This is a genomic window from Methylocystis sp., assembly GCF_050246715.1.
In the GTDB taxonomy this organism is placed as follows: Bacteria; Pseudomonadota; Alphaproteobacteria; order Rhizobiales; family Beijerinckiaceae; genus Methylocystis.
In genome coordinates, this window is record NZ_JBFWVN010000060.1 from 1 (window position 1) to 18,886 (window position 18,886).

Annotated in this window: 19 protein-coding genes and 1 pseudogene; 12 read left to right on the top strand and 8 right to left on the bottom strand. The window is 59.7% G+C overall.

Going from position 1 to position 18,886, the window contains the following annotated elements; translation table 11 throughout:
• The 3 genes from AB7I51_RS15115 to AB7I51_RS15125 all read left to right on the top strand — a co-directional run.
• The coding region (locus tag AB7I51_RS15115; protein ID WP_428405341.1) for a hypothetical protein at positions 1 to 248 on the top strand (248 nt) is incomplete at its 5' end.
• Positions 175 to 486 carry an RES family NAD+ phosphorylase gene (locus AB7I51_RS15120; protein WP_428405329.1) on the top strand — a complete coding sequence of 104 codons (312 nt, stop codon included), beginning with the start codon at positions 175 to 177 and terminating at the stop codon, positions 484 to 486. The genes AB7I51_RS15115 and AB7I51_RS15120, both read left to right, overlap by 74 nt.
• A gap of 129 nt (positions 487 to 615) precedes the next feature.
• The gene (locus AB7I51_RS15125; RefSeq protein ID WP_428405330.1) at positions 616 to 849 is read left to right on the top strand and encodes a cysteine rich repeat-containing protein; all 234 of its coding nucleotides are present in this window, start codon (positions 616 to 618) and stop codon (positions 847 to 849) included.
• Positions 850 to 865: 16 nt separating this feature from the next.
• Here AB7I51_RS15125 and AB7I51_RS15130 read toward each other — a convergent pair whose 3' ends face one another.
• The 3 genes from AB7I51_RS15130 to AB7I51_RS15140 all read right to left on the bottom strand — a co-directional run bounded on the left by AB7I51_RS15130 (position 866) and on the right by AB7I51_RS15140 (position 2,256).
• Complete coding sequence (locus AB7I51_RS15130; protein ID WP_428405331.1) at positions 866 to 1,315, bottom strand: phosphate-starvation-inducible protein PsiE; 450 nt, start codon at positions 1,313 to 1,315, stop codon at positions 866 to 868.
• Between the two features lie 129 nt (positions 1,316 to 1,444).
• Complete coding sequence (locus AB7I51_RS15135; RefSeq protein WP_428405332.1) at positions 1,445 to 1,786, bottom strand: c-type cytochrome; 342 nt, start codon at positions 1,784 to 1,786, stop codon at positions 1,445 to 1,447.
• A gap of 41 nt (positions 1,787 to 1,827) precedes the next feature.
• On the bottom strand, positions 1,828 to 2,256 hold the full coding sequence (locus AB7I51_RS15140; protein ID WP_428405333.1) for a universal stress protein: 429 nt from the start codon (positions 2,254 to 2,256) through the stop codon (positions 1,828 to 1,830).
• A 520-nt stretch (positions 2,257 to 2,776) separates the two neighbouring features.
• On the opposite strand from AB7I51_RS15140, the gene AB7I51_RS15145 reads away from it, so the two are divergent.
• Positions 2,777 to 2,974: a hypothetical protein gene (locus AB7I51_RS15145; RefSeq protein ID WP_428406313.1), complete on the top strand. Its 198-nt coding sequence runs from the start codon at positions 2,777 to 2,779 to the stop codon at positions 2,972 to 2,974.
• A gap of 415 nt (positions 2,975 to 3,389) precedes the next feature.
• Here AB7I51_RS15145 and AB7I51_RS15150 read toward each other — a convergent pair whose 3' ends face one another.
• Positions 3,390 to 4,607, bottom strand: coding sequence for a polyhydroxyalkanoate depolymerase (locus tag AB7I51_RS15150; protein ID WP_428405334.1), 1,218 nt, complete (start codon positions 4,605 to 4,607; stop codon positions 3,390 to 3,392).
• A gap of 113 nt (positions 4,608 to 4,720) precedes the next feature.
• Here AB7I51_RS15150 and AB7I51_RS15155 point away from each other — a divergent pair, with 113 nt between their 5' ends.
• Both AB7I51_RS15155 and AB7I51_RS15160 read left to right on the top strand, forming a co-directional pair.
• Positions 4,721 to 5,374, top strand: coding sequence for a glutathione S-transferase family protein (locus AB7I51_RS15155; RefSeq protein WP_428405335.1), 654 nt, complete (start codon positions 4,721 to 4,723; stop codon positions 5,372 to 5,374).
• Positions 5,375 to 5,992: 618 nt separating this feature from the next.
• Positions 5,993 to 7,846, top strand: a pseudogene (locus AB7I51_RS15160) (glycoside hydrolase family 15 protein); the annotation flags it as partial.
• Between the two features lie 172 nt (positions 7,847 to 8,018).
• Here AB7I51_RS15160 and AB7I51_RS15165 read toward each other — a convergent pair.
• Both AB7I51_RS15165 and AB7I51_RS15170 read right to left on the bottom strand, forming a co-directional pair.
• On the bottom strand, positions 8,019 to 8,954 hold the full coding sequence (locus AB7I51_RS15165; protein WP_428405336.1) for a VOC family protein: 936 nt from the start codon (positions 8,952 to 8,954) through the stop codon (positions 8,019 to 8,021).
• Positions 8,945 to 9,415: a DoxX family protein gene (locus AB7I51_RS15170; RefSeq protein ID WP_428405337.1), complete on the bottom strand. Its 471-nt coding sequence runs from the start codon at positions 9,413 to 9,415 to the stop codon at positions 8,945 to 8,947. The genes AB7I51_RS15165 and AB7I51_RS15170 overlap by 10 nt, the downstream gene beginning before the upstream one ends.
• A gap of 106 nt (positions 9,416 to 9,521) precedes the next feature.
• Here AB7I51_RS15170 and AB7I51_RS15175 point away from each other — a divergent pair, with 106 nt between their 5' ends.
• A complete protein-coding gene (locus tag AB7I51_RS15175) occupies positions 9,522 to 10,499 on the top strand; it encodes an SMP-30/gluconolactonase/LRE family protein (RefSeq protein ID WP_428405338.1) in 978 nt (325 codons plus the stop codon).
• 79 nt (positions 10,500 to 10,578) lie between these two features.
• On the opposite strand, the gene AB7I51_RS15180 is transcribed toward AB7I51_RS15175, so the two are convergent.
• Entirely contained in the window at positions 10,579 to 12,000 is a 1,422-nt protein-coding gene (locus AB7I51_RS15180; protein ID WP_428405339.1) for an FAD-dependent oxidoreductase, read from the bottom strand.
• Positions 12,001 to 12,138: 138 nt separating this feature from the next.
• Here AB7I51_RS15180 and AB7I51_RS15185 point away from each other — a divergent pair, with 138 nt between their 5' ends.
• From AB7I51_RS15185 to AB7I51_RS15205, 5 genes are all read left to right on the top strand, one after another.
• Positions 12,139 to 12,906, top strand: coding sequence for an SDR family NAD(P)-dependent oxidoreductase (locus tag AB7I51_RS15185; protein ID WP_428406314.1), 768 nt, complete (start codon positions 12,139 to 12,141; stop codon positions 12,904 to 12,906).
• Positions 12,907 to 12,925: 19 nt separating this feature from the next.
• Positions 12,926 to 13,654 carry a transporter substrate-binding domain-containing protein gene (locus tag AB7I51_RS15190; protein WP_428406315.1) on the top strand — a complete coding sequence of 243 codons (729 nt, stop codon included), beginning with the start codon at positions 12,926 to 12,928 and terminating at the stop codon, positions 13,652 to 13,654.
• Between the two features lie 13 nt (positions 13,655 to 13,667).
• Entirely contained in the window at positions 13,668 to 14,636 is a 969-nt protein-coding gene (locus AB7I51_RS15195; RefSeq protein ID WP_428406316.1) for an AEC family transporter, read from the top strand.
• 70 nt (positions 14,637 to 14,706) lie between these two features.
• Entirely contained in the window at positions 14,707 to 15,882 is a 1,176-nt protein-coding gene (locus AB7I51_RS15200; RefSeq protein WP_428406317.1) for a pyridoxal phosphate-dependent aminotransferase, read from the top strand.
• 173 nt (positions 15,883 to 16,055) lie between these two features.
• Positions 16,056 to 17,180 carry an aminotransferase gene (locus AB7I51_RS15205; RefSeq protein WP_428406319.1) on the top strand — a complete coding sequence of 375 codons (1,125 nt, stop codon included), beginning with the start codon at positions 16,056 to 16,058 and terminating at the stop codon, positions 17,178 to 17,180.
• 166 nt (positions 17,181 to 17,346) lie between these two features.
• Here the strand turns inward: AB7I51_RS15205 and AB7I51_RS15210 are convergent, their stop codons facing one another.
• A complete protein-coding gene (locus AB7I51_RS15210; protein ID WP_428406318.1) occupies positions 17,347 to 18,516 on the bottom strand; it encodes a TIR domain-containing protein in 1,170 nt (389 codons plus the stop codon).
• Positions 18,517 to 18,886 lie beyond the last annotated feature (370 nt).

Below are 18,886 nucleotides of genomic sequence, written 5' to 3' on the forward strand. Positions count from 1 at the left end.
TCGCCGTCGATGTGGTATGTTCCTTCATGGCGTTGCTTTCCTTTCGCGGAATCAGCACCCCGAGCCTAACGGCTCAAGGCGAGCAACGCCGCTCCTCCATTTTCAACATTCTTCGGGACATCCCCGATCGCCGAAGTCGTCGCCTATCTTCTCCAATTGACGCCTCTGCCGCGCATGCGCACGCTGAAAATCTCTCGTCTGGGCGTTTCGACAGCCAAGACATTGAGGCTCGCGCGCGCGTCACTTGAGGATTTCGGCATCGATATGGCCCGATTTGGCGAGCGCGATTACGCCCGAACCCAACAGATCGGGGCGGCGATTGCATTCTTGGAGCTCGACGGACTAATCGCCCCGTCGGCACGTTGGCCTTGCGACAATCTAATGATTTTCAGCGCCAATCATTCTTTGAACGAGCGCCTCGATGTTATCGACCACGAAGAATTCGTTTGGCGAGAGTGGGCTGAAGCGCATGGCTTTATGACCTAATCAGGCGCGAAAACTTGCCGCGGAACCGCCTGCTCGTCCTGGCGCCCTCTTGCCCCGGTCAGGCTGGCCGGGTCACAATCGGGCGCTCGGGCGGTCCGCCCTCGTCTCAAATCAACCCAGGGAACTCACATGCGCCTTTCCTTGAGCCTGCCGCTGATCGCCCTCTGCTCATTCGCCGCGCCGGTGCAGGCCCTGCCTGGAAACCAGATTCCCGACGAGGTGAAGGAAAAATGCAAGGCGGATTATTCGCGCCTGTGCAGCGGCGTGATGCCCGGCGGCGGGCGCATCCTGGCCTGTTTTCAGGCGCATAAGGACGAAGTCTCGCCGGACTGCCGCGACGCGCTCGCCAAGGTCAAGAATTGACGGAGACGATCGCCCCTCACTCGGCGTCCGTGCCGTCCGACGCTTTGGAGGGAAATCGCGCCGAGGCGTAGCGGATCGTCAAGACAGCGAGCGAAAGAACGAGCGTGGCGCCCGCGAGGATCAATATGCCGGCGTCGGGGACCGATTCCGTCTGCACATAGCCGATCATATGGCGGGTGAGCGCGGTGATGCCGACATAAAGGAGAAAGCGAACCGGCATGTGGTTGGTGCGAAAATAGATGCCGACCATCGAGCCGATTTCGAGATAGATGAAGAGCAGCAGCAGGTCCTCGATCGTCGCGTGGCCCCTTGCCGTCATGTCGAGAAACGCCTTCGCCGCCGCCCAGACCGTCGCGCCGCCGATCGCGAACAAACCGAGAAGGTGAAAGACTTCGGTGAGCAGATAGCCGATCGGATCGATCCGATCGAGCATTCGACGCACCGTCGGGTGTTCCTTCCTGTCCATATGTTTCATCGACTGCCTGCGAAGTATGCGCGGCGCCCCGGCCTATCGTGAGCGGCGGCGTGAACGTCGCGCATGGCGACGCCGAGCGCAATCGACTTTGTCGCAGAATGAGCTGAGCGCGCGCCGGCGCTATTTCTGAATGGAGCCGAGATAGGCGAGCAGCGCTTCGATCTGCGCGGCGTTCAAGCGGAATTGCGGCATTTCGAGCCCCTCATGGCCGACGACGATGCCCTCGGCGAGCGCCTCTTCGAGATTGCTCAGCGGATATTTGCGCGCGAGAGAGCGGAACGGCGGCGATTTGGGATTGGCGCTCTCGCCCTTCGCGCCGACCGCGTGGCAGCGCCCGCAATTATGCTGCGCGATCGCCTGCCCGCGCTTCAACAGCTGCGCATTGGCAGGCGTCTTCGCCGACGCGGCGCCGGCGGCAAGAAGGAGGCAGCACGCAAAGGCCAGAGGCGCGAATCGGAGCATGAGCGACTCTAGCTCCCCGCCCCGGCCAATGTCGCCGTGCTTTATTGGCGCACCACCAGCACCGAGCATTTGGCGTGGCGCACGATCGTCTTGGCGTTGGAGCCCAAAAGATAGGTCGCCATCGTCGGTCGATGCGAACCGACCACGATCAAGTCCGCGCCCCATTCCTCGGATTCGGCGAGGACTTCGGGATAGACGGCGCCGAAGCGCACGATGGAGGATACGCGTTCCGCCGGAAATGCGATCTTGCCGCGCAGGACGGCAAGGTCTTTTTCGGTCGCCTCGCGCATTTCTTCATCGAAATTCGGCGGGATGTAGTCGATGAAGGCTACCGGCACGAGCGGCTGGACGTTGACGAGCCGAAGCTGCGCGTCGGGCTCCACCTTTGCGAGTTCTACCGCCGCCTCGAGCGCGGGCTGCGTGACGTCTGCCTCGCTGATGTCCACCGCCACCAGAATTTTCTTATACATCCCCGCCTCCCGATGCGCGCGGCGTTAGATCACGCTGCATTGCGGCGGAATCGCCCAAATGCAGACGAAGTGACCGATTCCAATACTTAGCGCGCGCTTTACGCTAAAAACCGGACTCCAATTTTTCGCCAGCCGCGCTCTAACGCCGACTCAATTGCTTCATAGCAAGCCTGTCGCCGCCGAGCCACAGCGGCCCGCCGGCGCCAAAATCGATCATGAAGCACCGAACCCATTCGCAGGGATGATCTATTTTGCATCTCTATCGCTCGCATCTCAAATCTAACGCGCGCCTCGCGCATGATCGGGGAGGTTCAGATCATCTTCGCGAGAAGCGCTGCGGCGAGGCCATCCAGCAATCGCCGTGCGCCTCGTCGTTGAGTCAGGCGACGACACGCTTCTGCGACAAAAGGTCAACTAGTGGAAGCCAGGCGCGCTCTGGTTGATGGCTCGAACCTCCAGACAGGCTTTTCTCCGCACTCGCCGGCTTCCTGCAGAGGAGGCCGGCGCCCTTTCGAATTGAATGTTCGAGACGGTCTATCGCGGCCGCCATTTATCTTGGCGCGTGCTTGATCGCGCATCCCAACTCCCGCTGGCCTTCATCTCGGAGCGCGCGCTTCCGGCCAAACTTGCCTCGTGGGATCGAATGCGCTGCGACCAGTTTGGCGACTGCCCGCCGCACCCTCAGCGCGGCTTCCTCCCGCGCGGCATCGGGGCATAATGATTTCGTTGGCTCGGTCATTGGTCTGGCCTCCATCGTTCAATCACGCCCCGAACTTATCCAACGCCGAGCAAATCACGGCCGTGGCAACTTGTCTCACGCACATCGGCGCGCGAGCCTTGCTGGCCGTCGGGCATGAATGCGAGGAGCGGCGCAACGCGATTTTTCGTGAGGAAGTCCGCTGCGACCGCCGCCAACTCCAATGTCGCCGGTCGGAGATTTCGCAAGGGGACATAGCGTTGCGAGGGAGGATTGAACTCTCGACCTCTCCCTTAGCCAATGCAGCATACGACACGAAACAAAGATTTGATTTTATTGGCTTTGAGGCCCCGCACAAAGCGCCTCGTCCGCATTTCGCCCATTTTCTAAGCGTAAGGAAAACGGCGGGCCGAAAAACGACCAGGCCAAGTCTCGCTCATGTGCTCGAGTAAATGTGATCCCGCAGGATGGGATAGATCTGTTTATCCCATCGCCGTCCGCTGAACACGCCGTAATGGCCAACCTCCGCCTGGAGGTGGTGCGCCTTCATGTAAGGTCGCAGGCCCGTGCATAAATCATGGGCCGCCAGCGTCTGGCCCACGGAGCAAATGTCGTCCTTTTCGCCTTCTATCGTCATTAGAAAGGTCTTCTTGATTGCTCTTGGCTCGACCAATGTCTCTTGGATAAGCAATTTGCCTTCAGGAAGGGCGTGTTTCTGGAATACGGTTTCAACCGTTTCTAGAAAAAAAGTAGCGTCGAGATCCATAATCGCGAAGTATTCCTCATAGAAAGTTCTTATCTGGTTGGCTTTTTCAAAGTCTCCTTCGACACGGCTCTTAAATAGATCGACGAACGCTTTCGAGTGTCGATCAATGTTCATGCTCATAAACGCCGCAAGTTGCAGGAATCCCGGATAAACATGACGGCCGGCTCCTCCGAGAGAATGGGGCACCACGCCGATCAATTTTTCCTTGAACCAGTTGAGCGGCCGCGATGTCGCGAGTTCATTGACCTTGGTTGGCGAGATGCGCGTATCGATCGGACCCGCCATCAGCGTCAGGCTTGCCGGCTGGTTGGGATCGTTGTCCTGCGCAAGAATTGCCGTCGCTGAAAGCGCCGCGACCGCCGGCTGGCACACCGCCACAACATGGGATTGCGGACCAATGGCCTTTATAAAATCGATCAGATGCTGAATGAAATCCGCAAATCCGAAGCTGCCCTGGGATAAAGGCACATCTCGTGTGTTGCGCCAATCGGTTACATAGACTTGATGATGGCGAAGCAAACTACGGATGGTGCCTCGCAACAACGTTGCAAAATGTCCAGACATTGGCGCGACGAGCAGGACGCGCGGATCGTTCTCGCCGCCCTCTCGCGCAAAATGGAGAAGCGTACAAAAGGGCGTAGAGAGAATTTCGCTTTGTTTCACGCTTACCGTTTCGTCCGAATCGGTTGCGATCTCAGCGATTCCATAATCTGGCCTCGTGTGGGTAAAGCCAGCGAGCGCGACGAGTTCATAATATGCCGCCATGCGCCGCAATGGCGACGCAAATTGCATCGCGCTCCACAAGGAAAGGATACGCTCGGAGCTTGACGCGAGCACGCGAACGGAATGGCTCAGATTGGCGTAGTTTTGATAGGCGTCATATATCATGCCGTTGCCAAGCCAGTAGTTTCGTCGGTACGATTAGGAGCAATGCGCGTGCCATGCGTCGCGTATGATGGCGCCTTGCTTGCTTTGAAGGCGTTGGGCTCGGGAAACTCGCCATGCCGCGAACGACACTTACGATCAGCAGCAAGAATTATTCGTCGTGGTCCCTGCGCGGATGGTTGATGGCGAAGCTTTCGGGCATCGACTTTGACGAAATCGTTGTCGATCCGGATGACCCTGCCGTCCGGGCGGAGCTGTTGCTGCTAGCGCCTTCGATTTTGGTGCCGTGCCTCACCTATGAGGGCGTAAAAATATGGGATACGCTCGCAATCGGCGAATTTCTTCACGAAATTGCGCCAGATGCGGGATTGCTGCCGAGCGACCAGATAAAGCGTGCGCGTTGCCGCTCAATTTGCGGCGAAATTCATTCCGGGTTTACGTCCTTACGCTCCGCGCTGCCGATGAATATCAAGAGGAATTTCCCCAACTTCAAGGTTTGGTCAAAGGCGCAGGGCGATATTGCCCGTGTCTCGCAAATTTGGCGAGAATGTTTGCAGGAGCATGGGGGGCCATATCTGTTTGGACAAATTTCCATGGCGGACGCGATGTATGCGCCAGTCGTTACGCGCTTTCAGACCTATGATGTTTCGGTCGACGATGTATGTCGGGCCTATTGCGATCATATCTTGGGCTGGCGCGACATGCAGGAATGGATCGCACAAGCACGGCTTGAAGCGGAAAGCTTTGAAGAACTGGAAGCCGAGTTTTGACATTCGATTATGTTGCGCCGCCGCCATTGAAGTCCGGCAAGGACAAATATTGACCAGACCTTATACAGATATGCTCGTGCGCACATCGACTTAGCGGCAGGATAGCTCTGAGCGGGCGCCTTACCTCAATCCGCCCGACTCCTTCGCCTCACGCGCGACAGGTCCTCGTTGAACGAGACGACCGAAACCAGCCAGAGGCGCGCTTCTGGCGCCAAACCGACAATACGATCGTTCGTCGGCCACGCGGACGTCCGTACTGAGCGACTGCTTTTCGAAAGCGACTTCTTTTCGCGCCGACCTGTCCCCAAAACTCATAGGCTTGACGTTCGGCTTTTTGTTCGTCAGCGTTGCGAACGGCTTTCAACCCCCAGATTTTGGCGATGACGCATGTTCAAGGGGAGCAGTCCATGAGCGCTGCTCAAAGCATTCAATCTTGCGGAGGAATCGATCTATGCCTAAACCTGTTTTGCCAGCGAAGGCGCGAATCGCATGACATGCGTCACCGCTAGCCAGTAGCTGCTGAACAGACGAAATCCGGTTTAGGAAAAACATTTCGCTGCGCTATATCCAACTTGGATCGGCACGAAATAGCAGTCTGAATCAACAAGATCGCAGGTCCTAGCTAAGAGCATGGCGCATCCGATCGAAGAATACGCACTCATCGGCAATTGCGAAACGGCGGCGCTGGTCGCTCGCGACGGCTCGATCGACTGGCTGTGCTGGCCGCGCTTTGACAGCGACGCCTGCTTTGCCGCGCTGCTGGGCGCGCCCGAGCATGGCCGTTGGCGCATCGCGCCCGCCGACGCGGCGGCAAAAATCACAAGGCGCTACCGCGACGACACATTAGTCCTTGAGACCGAGTTCGCGACCGACACGGGCGTCGTCGTGCTTGTCGATTTCATGCCGCTTCGCGACGGCGGCAAGCCATCGCATGTTGTACGGCTCGTTAAGGGTCTACGTGGCCAGGTCACGATGTCGTGCGAGCTTATTCTGCGCTTCGCCTACGGCTCGTCCGTGCCCTGGGTGACGCGTCTCGAAGGTGGCGGATTGCGCGCAATCGCGGGGCCCGACATGACGGTGCTGCACACGCCAATCAAGCTGCACGGGGCTGATCTAAAAACGGTAGGCAAATTCGTTGTGTCGGAAGGAGAGACGGCGCCTTTCGTCCTGAGCTATGGCCGGTCCTATCAAGACGCGCCGGCGGAACCGATCGACCCATTCGTTGCTCTACGCGAAACTGAGAAGTTCTGGCGCAAGTGGTCGGCAAGCTGCCAAGAAACCGGCAAATGGTCTAGCGTAGTGCGTCGCTCTCTGATCACGCTTAAAGCGCTCGCCTATCGTCCGACTGGCGGCATTGTCGCGGCGCCGACGACCTCGCTACCTGAACAACTCGGTGGATCACGTAACTGGGACTATCGCTATTGTTGGTTGAGGGACGCCACGTTCACCTTGTTGAGTTTGATGAACGGCGGCTATTATCAGGAGGCGCGGGACTGGCGGATGTGGTTGCTGCGCACAGTCGCCGGCAGTCCGCAGCAACTGCAGATCATGTATGGCATCGAGGGCGAACGGCGCCTCAACGAATTGGAGCTGCCCTGGCTGCCTGGCTATGAAGGCGCGGCGCCGGTGCGGATTGGCAACGCAGCGTCTAGTCAAGTGCAGTTGGACGTCTACGGCGAAGTCATGGACGCGCTCTATCAAGCGCGCCAGGGCGAACTCGGCCCACTCCATGCCTCTTTTGACCTGCAACGCGCCATACTCGATCATCTCGCGACGATCTGGCGTGATCCGGATGAAGGGATTTGGGAGGTCCGAGGCGGACGCCAGCACTTCACCTATTCCAAAGTCATGGCCTGGGTCGCCTTCGATCGCGCCGTGAAGCTGTCCGAGGGGTTCGGCCTTAAAGGTCCGATCGATAGCTGGAAACAGCTGCGGCAAGAGATCCATGACGATATTTGTCAAAAGGCGTTCAATTCCAAAGTGGGCGCCTTCACCCAGTTCTATGGCGCCGACACGCTCGATGCCAGCGTGCTGTTAATGCCGCTGGTGGGCTTTTTGCCGGCGAGCGATCCGCGGGTAAAAGGGACAGTCGCCGCGATCGAGCGCGGCCTGATGGCGGATGGCTTCGTCATGCGCTACGACACGCAGACTGGCAAAGACGGATTGCCGCCGGGGGAAGGCGCTTTCCTTGCCTGCAGCTTCTGGTTCGTCGACAATCTCGTGATGGCGGGCCGCGAGCAGGAAGCGGAGCGGATATTCGAGCGGCTCTGTGGACTCCGCAACGACGTCGGATTGCTCTCCGAGGAATATGATCCACGGGCGAAACGCTTGGTTGGCAACTTTCCTCAGGCCTTTTCGCACATTGCCTTGGTCAATAGCGCTCATAATCTGTTCCTTTCCGAAAATGCGCTCAAACAACGCGCCGGGCATCATTCAGGATCGAAGTCGGCGGCGAGTGTGGCGCAAGGTTGATCGCGCGACCGCGCGCTGAGGACGTCGCGAGCGTTCGGGGTTTTCGCGCGCGAATGGCGGGAAATTGGCTAGCGGAGTCTCGGGGTTGCTGACCCCGAACAATTCCGGCGTTTCGGCGCTCAAGGCTGCGCCACGCCATGGCCATGGATGCCACCAAGACGGCTTTCGCGCTTCAGGCGGCGCCGGCTGGGCCCATCAGCACCAGCATATGGTCGTCGGGGTCGCGGACACAGGCGGCTCGTCGGCCGTCCGCAAGCGTGACGATGCGCTCGGAAACGAAACTCGCCGTCGCTTCACTGAGGCGCGCGAAGAGCGCATCGAGATCGTCAACCTCGTGAACCTGCCGGACCGACGCCGCGTCATTGGCGCGAAGCGGAGCGGCAAGGGCTCGGCCGCGCGGCGCGCGATAATGCAGCAGCTCCACATGTGGAGTCGCGACGCTGATGGGCTCCAAGGCCACGACGTCGACCTCTACGTCGTCGAGCCCGTCGAGCCGGTCCTGCGTCTCGCCGCGATTGAGCGAGCGCCCGCCGACGCGCAGACCGAGAAGGCCGGCGTAGAAAGTGAGACTGCGGTCGAGATCGAGCGTCGAGATCGCCGTGTGATCATAGCCGAGGACGCCTGACCCGGCCCGTTCCCGCCAGATCGGCGCGCCAACGCCGTCAGGGAATTTTATGAGTTCGAGCGGGTGGCCTTCCGGATCGCGAAACTTGAAGGCGGTCACGCTTCCTGTGCTTGGCGGCAGCAGAACAGGACCGCCGCGGGTGATCGGGCCGGGGCCGCCTGAGCCGAGCGCCCGCGCCGTCTCCTCGATGTTGCGACAGACGAGCGCCACATGTTGAAACCATTGATCATTGGCGGCGCGCTCGGCGGGGTAAAGGGCGCCCGGCGGATCGAATTCGACAAGTTCGAGCGTCTGCGCGCCAATGCGAATGTCGAGCGCCCGCGCCCTCGTCTCCGGCCCAAGTCCGAGCAAGCGGCTATGGCCGAGATCTTCAAGCGTCCGCTCCGGCCCGGGTTCGAGTCCGAGCGAATCGCGAAAGTAAGCCGCCGCCTTCGGAAGATTTCCGACGGTAAGGCTGACGTTGAGAAGCCGCGTCACCGGCATGACGACGACGCCTCGACGCCGCAGGCCGCGACTCGCGCGCCCTTGATCGATGCCGTCGAGGTTGACGAAAATCCGCTCGTCATCATCACGAAGATCAGCCCCCCGACGAGGCCGAAATTCTTGAAGAAATCCCAGACGTGAGGATTGCCCTCGCTCCCTGGCGACCAGAAGCGCGGATAGGTCCAGAACGCGTGATAGACGACGCCGGTAACCGCACAATAGCCAGCCAGCACGAACGCCGCCAGGCCATCGTAAAAGCCGAAAACAATCATCGGCGGCGTCAGCGCCTCGACGATCATCGCCAGGATGAGGAGGATCGGTCCGCCGGGCAGCCAGCTGGACGTCGCCTGTTTGAGCGCGTCGTCCCAGTTGATGATCTTGTCGAGGCAGCTGAACGGAAAAATCCAGACGATGAAAATGCGCGCCAGAGTTGGCGCAATGTCGTTCATCAGCCAGTCCATTCGCCAGTCTCCCTGTTCCCGCTATGCTCCGTCGGCGTCAGTCTTCGACGAAGCGCACGCGTAGCGCAAGTCGCAGGCGAGGGACAAATGTGACGGGGAGAGCGCGATGAGCAATTCGACGAAGGTGAGCGAAGAGGCCGGCTTCGTCGGGTGGGCAAAGGAGTTTCACGGCGTCATCGGTCCGCGCTTTCAGCGCCTCCTGCTGGCGGAGACGAACGCGCATGAAGGTCCGGTCTATGTTGCTGCCGATCACGCGCTCTATTTCACCACGAAGCCCGAGGCGGGATTCAAGAACGTCCATGTGCGTCGTCTCAGGCTTTCGGGCGACGCCTTTCCCTTCCGCTCGGGCGCGATCGAGACCGCGCTGGAAAACGCCAACATGGCGAATGGCATGACGCTCGATCGCGACGGCCGCCTTGTCATCTGCGAGCAGGGAACGCTCGAAAGTCCAGCGCGAATCAGCCGGTTCGATCCCCATTCCGGGGCGATCGAAACGATCGTCGACCACTGGCGGGGCCTGCGCTTCAATTCTCCCAATGACGTGGTCGTCGCAAGAGACGGCGCGATCTGGTTCACCGATCCCAATTACGGCCAAATCCAGGGATTCAAGGGTCCTGCGGAAATTGGGGCCTATGTCTATCGTCACGATCCCGTCTCGGGCGAGACAAGCGTCGTCGCGGATGATTTCAACAAGCCGAACGGTCTGGCGTTTTCGCCCGATGAATCGGTGCTTTACATCACCGACAGCGGCGCCGATCAGGCGACGGGCGCGCTTGTCCCCAGCCTGCCGCATCATGTCCGCGCATTCGACGTGGCGGGCGGGCGGCGCCTGCGCAACGCCCGACTGTTCGCCGTCGTGTCGCCCGGCATACCGGACGGGATCAAATGCGACGCGCATGGCCGCGTCTATGTTTCGTCTGCGACGGGCGTGCAGGTTTTTTCGGCGGATGGCGAATTGCTGGGCGAGATCATGGCCCCGGGCGTCGCGAATTTCACCTTCGGCGGCCCCAATAAGGATGTGCTGTTCATCCTCGCCGATACGCGGATCTGGCAGGCCGCGCTGAACGTCGCGGGCGCCGCCTAGAGCGCGCTCTGAACTTTTGGAATCGACCACGTTACCTGCATTTGGGCGATTCCGCCCAAATGCAGCTTGATCCAGCGTTTCACGCCGCCGCGAGGTGATGGCCCAGCCGCAGGCCCCAGGCGTAGATGGTAAGCGAAGGGTTGACGCGGCTCGAACGCGGCAGGGGCGAGCCGTCGCCGACGTAAAGCCCTTCCAGCCCGTGCACCTTGCCATGCGCATCGACGACGGAGGCGTGGGGATCGGCGCCCATGACCATGCTGCCGAGCGCATGGGAGGTGGTTGCGATCCCGGTATATTTCTCGAAACCAATGAGGCCGGCTTCCAGCAGGCGAAGCCGCCAGTCTTCGATCATCGCCTCATGCTCGCGTCGCGATTGTGTGATCCGATCGAGACTATAATCGAGCGTCGGACGCCCCCCAGGTTCGCCGGATATCACGCGGTTTTCCGGCGACGAGCCGTCCTCGGTCGTCGCCCAGAAGCCGATGGCGCGCTTGCCGAGGAACTGGTTGAGGAAACGCGGCAGGCGCGACGTTTCGAGCGCCGCAAGCATGTCTGCGTCCATCCAGCCGAGACATTGCATGGAGGAGTGCGGATAACGCTCGTTGAAGAACACGGCGGTCTTGCGCAGCACATCGTGATCCACGAAGGGCGAGAAGCCCATGATCGCCGAATTAATGTGCATCTTGAAATTGCCGCCGATAAGGCGGTCGCAGGGAAGGCTCAGCCCGCTCACACGCAGATAATCTTGAAGAATGCGCGGGCTCGTCATGGCGCCGGCGGCCAGCACGATCGTACCCGCCTCATGACGCGCGCCGCTCACGCATTCGACGCCGACAATCCGAAGTGGATCGTCCAACGCAGAAATGAGCGCAGTAACGGGATCGCCGGCGAGGAGCGTGAAATTGGGCAGATCCAGGATGTGATCGATGAGGTTGCGCTCGGCGTCAGACTTATAGCCGGACGGCGATGCGAAGCCGTCGAAATGTTTGGCTTCGTCCGGGTTGGACAGGATGGCTTTCGACAGTCCAAGCGGCAGCGGCTCGGCCTTCCAGTTCGGGTCGGCGGCGGTGATCCTGTCGACGATCGACTGGAGTTCGGGCTCGTTGGCGAAGGCGGTAATTTCGAGGAGATCGCTCGCTTCGTCGTAATACGGCTCGAGCTCCTCATAGCCGAACGGCCAGCCAAGAAGCCCGAAATCCGGCTCCGCCTGGAACTCCTGCGGGCGAAAGCGAAACAGCGCTGCGCCGTACCACTTCGTCTTGCCGCCGACGTTATAGAATTCGGAGGGCGTGAATTCATGCCCTTGGCCGTCGCTCCAAACGTCATGATTCTTGAACGCGCCGTTGATGAACACCTCGCGCACGTCGAGCGTGGAGGCGTCGCGCGGGAGAAATGGGCCCTTTTCGACAAGGAGCACGCGCTTGCCGACCCTTGCAAGCCGATAGGCGGCCGCTGCGCCTCCGGCGCCGCTGCCGACGATGATCACATCATGTTTCGTCAATCGCGATTCGCGCCTCCCCGCGCGGCCAATGCGCCCGGACCCGCTGCAACGTTGCGCTTACCGGCGCTGATGTCTAGGCTCGCCGACAGCCAGCGTCCCTTCGCGGCGTCGCCAAACCCACTGGATGGAGCATACAACATGCCCTTGCGCAACAAGGTCGCGATCGTCACCGGCGGCAATAGCGGCATCGGCCAGGCCATCGTGCTTGCGCTTGCGCACCAAGGCGCGAATATCGTGATCGATTACATCGTCGACGAGCAGGCGGTCGAGGGCCTCGAAGCGGATATCGCCAAACTTGGCGGACAGGCGATCGGCGTCGATGCAGACGTCTCGAAGCCAGTGGAAATTCAAAAGCTGGTCGACGCCGCGATCCAGAAATTCGGCCGGCTGGACATCATGGTCAACAACGCCGGCGTCGAAACGCGCTCCTCGATTCTCGACACGACCGAGGCGCAATACGATCGCGTGATGGACGTCAATCTCAAAAGCGCGTTCTTCGGCACGCAGATCGCTGCGAAACAGATGATCCGCCAGGGCGGCGGGGGCCGGATCATCAACATCACCTCGGTGCACGAGGATTGGCCGATGCCAGGCAATACGCCTTACTGTCTCTCCAAGGGCGGCATGCGCATGCTCAACCGCACCGCCGGCGTCGAACTCGGGCCACATGGCGTATCGGTCGTCGGCGTCGGCCCCGGCGCGGTCGCAACGCCGATCAACGCCTCGACGATGAACAATCCGGGTCTGCTCGCTAAGCTCGACGCCGCGATTCCGCTCGGACGCATGGCGCAGCCCGAGGAGATTGCGACGCTCGTCGCCTTTCTCGCGGGCGACGGCGCGAGCTATCTGACGGCGACGACCATTTTCGCGGATGGCGGACTGATGCATAGCAGCGTTGGGTTGTGAAGCGCGGCGGGAGGCAGGTTTGGACAAGATTCAATCGCGAGGACGCCTCATCGCCGGCGTGTCGTACGACATTCCCGGCATGGGCTACAAAAATCCGAAAACAGGCCAAATCGAAGGCTTCGAGGCCGATCTGGCGCGGGCCATGGCGAAGGACCTGCTTGGGGACTCGGATCGCGTCGACCTCCATCAGGTGACGGACGAGGGGCGCATTGCGGCGCTGCAGCGGGATCAGGTCGATGTCGTGATATCGCAGCTCACCATAACGCCTGCGCGCGCGCGCGAGGTTGATTTCACGACGCCCTATTACGTGACGCGCGAGGCGATCCTCGTTCCACGAGACAGCGACATTAAGGGTTTCGAGGATCTCATAGGCAAGCGCATCGTGGTGACCGCCGGCTCGGTTTCCGGGATCAGAATGCGCGCCGCGCTCCCGTCGCTGCCCGGAGCCACGCTCCTGGTCACCCCGCTTAGTTCGGGAAATCTCGAGGCGGTCGACAAGGGCGAGGCCGACGCCGCGTCCAATGACATGATCAACCTCACTCTGCTGCGCAAAGGCGCATCGAACCCAAATCTTTACGAGATCATCGACATCGGCGACCGCTTTGATCCGAAGCCGTTCGGCATGGCGGTAAAGAAAGGCAACGCCGAACTGCTTGCGCGCCTGAATGCTGCGATCGACGCGCTCCAGGCCGACAAGCGCATCGACGAAATGCTCGCGTCTGCGCTCGCGAGCGTGGGCCGCGGGTAAACCGGATCGCGCCATGCTGGCTTCGTCGATTTCGATTCTGTTGCCGGTTTTCTTTGTGATTGCGCTTGGCTATTGGGCCGGCCGCTCCAGACAATTCGACTTGGATCAGGTGAAGGGGGTCAATAATCTCGTCGTGGAATTCACTCTGCCGGCGCTGATGTTCGTCGGCATCGTCGCCATGACGGCGGACGCATTGCTCGCTCAAGCGTCGTTTCTCTTCGTGCTGTTTCTGGGCTTCGCCGGAGCTTATCTCCTCACTCTGCTCGTCAGCGTCACGCTGCTGCGGCGCTCGCTCGGCGAAGCGGCGTTGCAGGCGAGTTCGGTGAGCTTTCCGTCGGTCGCCTTCATGGGCTTTCCGATTTTCGACGGCCTGTTCGGGCGCGCGAGCTTCGAACCCGTCTCTAGCGCGAATGCGATCGGCGTGCTTGTCATCATTCCGGCGACGGTGGTCCTGCTCGAAATCGATGCGCTTCGGTCGAACCGCGGACCTGCCGGCTCGGCCCGGCCGAGGACGTCCCTCGCCCAGATCGCCGCGGTCGCGCTGTTTCGCAGCTTCAAGAAGCCGATCGTCTGGGTTCCGCTCGCTTCATTCGGGCTGATTTTTCTGGACATCCGCGTGCCGAATGAAGTTGTCGCCATGGCGAAGCTGATCGGCCAGACCACATCCGGCGTGGCGCTGTTCGCAGCGGGACTCGTTGTCGCCGCGTACAGGCTCACGCTTACCGCCGAGGTCATCGGCAACGTCGTCGCCAAGATGGTCATCCAACCGCTCGGAGTCGCGGTTCTCGCACTGGCTCTTGCGCTGCCGCAGTCGCTCACGCAGCAGTCGATCCTGATGTTCGCGCTGCCGACCGCCGCCTTCGCGGCGCTGCTTGCGCCGCACTATGGTCGTTACGAAAGCGAGAGCGCCTCAACCCTGATCCTGACAACGCTCGCGATGGTCGGTCTCGTGCCGCTCATAATTTTCATCATCGGCCAATGAATGGACGGGCGCGCATTCCATCGGCCGACGATGCTAAGGCCAAGCCTCCATTTCCTCCACTAGGTCTTTGATGCCTGAGTCCCGTCGTCTCCAATCCGTTCAAATGCCGATCATTCCGGTGATCGCCGATCTGATCCGCGCCCATCCGGGGACTATTTCGCTCGGTCAGGGCGTCGTCAATTACGCGCCTCCACCCGCCGCGGTTTCGGCAATTAGCCGTTTCCTCGCCGAGCCGGGGAACCACAAATACCAGGCGACAGCAGGGATCCCCGACTTGCGCGAGAAGATTGCGCAAAAGCTTTACGCCGAGAACGGGGTGCATACCGGCGAGGCTCACGGGAACTGCCTCATGGTCACAGCCGGCGGGAACCAGGCATTCATCAATGTCGTCCTGGCGATTGTCGATCCGGGCGACGAGGTTATCCTTCCCGTCCCTTATTATTTCAATCACGAGATGGCTATCACTATGGCCAACGCCCGTCCGATCCTCGTTCCGACCAACAACCGATACGAACTGGATCTTGAGGCGTTGCGCGCCGCGATCACGCCTCGCACGCGCGCCATTGTGACTATCTCCCCCAACAATCCGTCGGGTGTCGTGTACTCAGAATCTGCACTGCGTGCGGTCAACGCGCTTTGCGCAGCGCACGGGCTCTATCACGTGAACGACGAAGCTTACGAATATTTTACTTACGACGACGCCAAACACTTTTCGCCGGCGTCTATATCCGGCGCATCCGCCCACACGATTTCACTGTTTTCCATGTCGAAGGCCTACGGTTTCGCAAGCTGGCGCATCGGTTGGATGGTCTTCCCCAAAGAGCTCGAGCCGGCGATTCAGAAAATACAGGATACGGTGATCATCTGCCCGCCGGTAATTTCCCAATGCGCCGCCGCCGGAGCGCTCGGTGAAGGGCGCTCATTCGTGCAAGAAAAAATCCAGCAACTGGCAGAGACCCGCGCCATGGTGCAACACGAATTAGCCAGTCTCGAAACAGCGGGTCTCGCGGACGTCTCGCCCGCGTCAGGCGCACTCTATTTCCTCCTGCGCCTGCGTTCGCGACAGACGCCCTTGGCCTATACCACGCGTCTGATCCGCGACCATGGAGTCGCGGCGATACCCGGGGACGCGTTCGGCCTCTCGCAGGGCTGCCACCTTCGGATCGCCTACGGCGCGCTGCAACCGGCCATGGCCGTTGAAGCTGTCGGACGTTTGGTCGCTGGGGTGAAGGCGCTACAGGACTAAGCTGCAGCTCCCGCCAGCCAGCGCAAATCTGACCCTAAACGTCCTTCGAAGTGGAGTGACGGCTCCTCCGGCGACGTGTCCAATGCTATTGGACCCAAGATACTATGCTCGAGACGAACCCCCTCCGCCAATCGCCTCACCCATGCCCCAGCTTCTGCACAAGGATGGAACTCATGCAAATCAGGGAGTTTGGAGTCGAACGCTGGATGTATCTCTACGAGAACGTTTGCGAGCTGAACCTCGCTGAAACCTGCGTCGAATCGCTGTCAATCGCCGAGTTATTGAAAATCGCTGGAAAGGAAGATGCGTTGCTCGGAGAGATTCTGCCGATGAAGCTGACGTATGGCGAGATCGACGGCACGGAGCGCTTGCGCAGCAATGTCGCGTCATTATACGAGAACCAACGCGCGCCAAATGTGCTGATTACACATGGCGCGATCAGCGCGAACGCTCTCGTCTATGAGACGCTCATCGAGCCACGCGATCACATGATATCTGTGCTGCCCACGTATCAGCAGCACTATTCTATTCCCGAGAGTTACGGCGCAAGAGTCGACGTTTTGCGCTTACGTGAGGAAAACGCATTCCTGCCCGACCGCGACGAACTAAAGCGCATGATCACGCCGTCGACGCGCATGATCGCCTTCAGCAATCCGAACAACCCAACCGGGGCGCTAATCGAACGCGCTTTACTGGAGCAGGTCGTCGAGATTGCGCGTTCATGCGGAGCCTATGTGTTGAGCGACGAAGTTTATCGTGGCACCGATCAGCAAGGCGCCGGCTTCACCACGTCGGTCGCGGACCTCTACGAGAAAGGCATCAGCACGGGCAGCATGTCGAAGACCTGGTCGCTCGCGGGCTTGCGCGTAGGTTGGATCGCCGCGCCTATCGAGGTGATTCAGCGCGTGCAGATCCATCGTGATTACAATACGATCAGCGTCGGCATGCTGAACGATCTGCTCGCTTCTATTGCACTAGAAAACCGGGGCGCGATTCTCAAACGCAATCACGGTATTTTGCGCGAAAACCTCTCCCTGCTCGACGGTTGGATCGCCAATGAGTCGCGCTTGTCTTATCTGAAACCGAAGTCGGGCACGACGGCATGGGTGCGCGTCGATACCGGCATGACGTCTCGCGATTTTTGCGTCGCGCTACTCGAAAACACTGGCGTGATGTTCACACCCGGCAGCGCCCTGGATGGCGAAGGTTATGTGCGAATCGGCTACGCCAACAACCGTGATGTGCTCGTGGCGGGTCTCGCAAGAACGTCGGACTTTCTGCATGGCGTCGACGCTTAGATCGTCCTTACGTCGCTTCATCAGCCAAACACAAAGAGCATCGTGCGCTTGAACCTCAGCAGCTGATAGTCCACCTTCGTCCTCGATTGTCTCACCGGTTCTGTCTGCGCGACCACCGCGACGGCGCGAAGGAACTTCTTAAACAACTGAGTTGTGCGCGGCGCTATCACCGCACAATTTCTTTCCTAGCAATTTCAAATCCTGCCGCGCTCAACGTCCTGCCCAAAGCAGTTTTCCATCCGCCTCCTGCGTCAAAATTCTCATAGGCGACGCCGCCGAAAACGGAGGGAAGCTCAAAATTACCGCGCTTAAGGGCGCATACCCTGCTGCGGCCCAGGCGACCGACAAAATATCCCAATTCTAGAATGACGTTCACGTCATCCGGGGTTAGCAGGACCACGGCAAAGCCGACATCGCCGTGGGCCTCGATCCTTTCGATGATCGTTCGCTCCTGGACGGCTCGCTCATGCAAAACGATGGGCTCGAAGTGAAGCTTTTCCAGGAAATGTGCGACGGCCTCTCGCGCTCCTTCATCTTGACCAGGAACAACAAAAACCTTTCTCGAAGTCGGGCCATCTCTCGGCGGCGGTACAGCGGCATCCAAGGCGCCGGTTCCCGACCTAACGAATTCTGTATAATCGCGGCAAAACGGGATGATCATCCGGCCAGTCATATTTTGCAGGATCGAACTTATGTCTTTGCCATTGTAATAGTAGGTAAGAGCGAACTCGTAAGCCTGACGAGTATCCTCGACAAAGCGATCAACTAGAAGCGTGACCGTGCCAAGTCGATCCTTGGCGTCGGTCGGCCAGTCGGGAGCAGCGCTTCGCGCCAGGCCGCTTTGCGAATTGCGGCCGGCTTCCAGCCATGCGTCAATGTCAATGTCAGCAATCAACTGTTGGGTGAACGATTCAAAGCTGTTTGAATGCAAGAGTCTCGATAGTTTCTTTAATCGCCGCGCGAATGAATTGAAGTCGACCTCGCGCAGCTCCTCTACCGTGTTTTCGATCTGTCGCAGCATCAGCGGATCGAAAGCCGATGGGCCCACTGCTTTCGCGCCGCTTTTGCCTCGTTTCCCCGTCGCCACTTCAAGGATTTGCTCGCGGCATTTTTCTTTCATCCGCCTCCCAATTCCTTCGATCAATATGTTTCCCTGATAGGGGGCGAGTTTTGCATTGACGGCCTCTTCCATCTGTATGATCGCGACTTCAACGCTGGCGGCGTCATTTTTGTTGAGCTTCAGGACGGTGAGCTCGCCATTCAGCAATGAAATTGCCGCACTCGCCTCGCTCAGTGTCCTTTGAACCTTATCGAGCCTGGCATCGGTGAAGCTCATGGTTCCTCCAGAGTCGGCAGAACTGCAGCAAGCTCGCTTTCGATTTCTGCTGCGTTCAGTCTAAATTGAACGCCAGCTAACGCTTATAAAAGCGTCGCTTTCTGGAATATCCGCTGGGTAACCTTAAGAAACTGCCACCGCCGCGTCGACTTCGGCGCAGGCATGGACATGGGAGTCGCGGGGGCTTTTGCGCCCAGCATGTGAATCGGCGTTCAATATCGCTCCCCGATCGGCTTCCAACCGTGGCTCTGACGCATACTTGATGCAGCCTGTTGTCAGTCGGCTCCGACAAGTCGAGCTTCAAGAAGATCGAGTTTCGCGCGCCCATACATTTGGCGCTTGATTAGCTTCAACCTGGTGATCTGGCCCT